This is a genomic window from Micromonospora echinofusca (assembly GCF_017614955.1).
GTDB classification, from domain to species: domain Bacteria; phylum Actinomycetota; class Actinomycetes; order Mycobacteriales; family Micromonosporaceae; genus Micromonospora; species Micromonospora echinofusca_A.
In genome coordinates this window covers 1-1,247 of record NZ_WVUH01000657.1, presented here as the reverse complement: position 1 = coordinate 1,247, position 1,247 = coordinate 1, and the positions used below count along the sequence as shown (strand labels likewise).

The 1,247-nt window shown below is 76.3% G+C and carries 1 protein-coding gene; it reads left to right on the top strand.

Features of this window, described 5'->3' with window-relative positions; all coding sequences use genetic code 11:
• The first annotated feature begins 54 nt into the window (after positions 1-54).
• Positions 55-1,233, top strand: coding sequence for a cysteine desulfurase family protein (locus GSF22_RS33645; RefSeq protein WP_208817927.1), 1,179 nt, complete (start codon positions 55-57; stop codon positions 1,231-1,233).
• The last annotated feature ends 14 nt before the right edge of the window (positions 1,234-1,247 follow it).

The following is a 1,247-nucleotide window of genomic DNA, read 5'->3' as shown; positions in this document are numbered from 1 at the left end:
CGCCGGGGGCGGGGTGGGGCGGCCGACCCGCCCCCGGCGATAGGCTGAGCGGCGATGACATACCTGGATCACGCGGCGACCACTCCGATGCTCGACGAGGCACTGGAGGCGTACGTCGCAACCGCCCGCGAGGTCGGCAACGCGTCGTCGCTGCACGCGGCGGGCCGGCGGGCCCGACGACGGGTCGAGGAGTCCCGGGAACGGGTGGCCGCCGCCCTGGGCGCCCGGCCCTCCGAGGTCGTCTTCACCGGTGGCGGGACGGAGAGCGACAATCTCGCCGTCAAGGGCATCTTCTGGGCCCGGCGGGCGGCCGACCCGGCCCGCTCCCGGGTGGTCTCCAGCTCCGTCGAGCACCACGCGGTCCTCGACGCGGTGCACTGGCTGGCCCGGCACGAGTCGGCCACGGTGGGGTGGCTCGGCGTCGACGCGGCCGGCCGGGTGGCCGTCGACGCGCTCCGGGCCGAGTTGGCCGAGTACGGCGACCAGGTCACCCTGGTCACCGCCATGTGGGCGAACAACGAGGTCGGCACGCTCCAACCGGTGGCCGAGCTGGCTGCGGTGGCCGCCGGGTACGGCGTGCCGCTGCACACCGACGCGATCCAGGCCGTCGGTCAGGTACCGGTCGACTTCGCCGCCAGCGGCGTCGCCGCGCTCACCGTCACCGGGCACAAGCTCGGCGGGCCGGCCGGGGTGGGTGCGCTGCTGCTCGGGCGGGACGTCCCGGCCACCCCGCTGCTGCACGGCGGCGGCCAGGAGCGGGACGTGCGCTCGGGCACCCTGGACACCGCCGGGGTGGTCGCGTTCGCGGTCGCGGTGGAACACGCGGTCCGGGCCCAGCAGGAGTACGCGAAGCGGATCGCCGCGCTCCGGGACGACCTGGTCGAGCGGGTACGCGCGGCGGTGCCCGAGGTGGTCTGCAACGGCGACCCGGTCGACCGGCTGCCCGGCAACGCGCACTTCTCCTTCCCGGGTTGCGAGGGGGACGCCCTGCTGCTGCTGCTCGACGCGCAGGGCATCGCCTGCTCGACGGGTTCGGCCTGCTCGGCCGGGGTGGCCCAGCCCTCGCACGTGCTGCTGGCGATGGGGGCCGACGACGACCGGGCCCGCTCGTCGCTGCGCTTCACGCTGGGGCACACCTCCACCGTCGCCGACGTGGACGCCCTGATCGCGGTGCTGCCCGGGGCGGTCGAGCGGGCCCGTCGGGCCGGCGCCATCCGCTCCGTCCGCCCCTGACCGGGGCGGTGGAC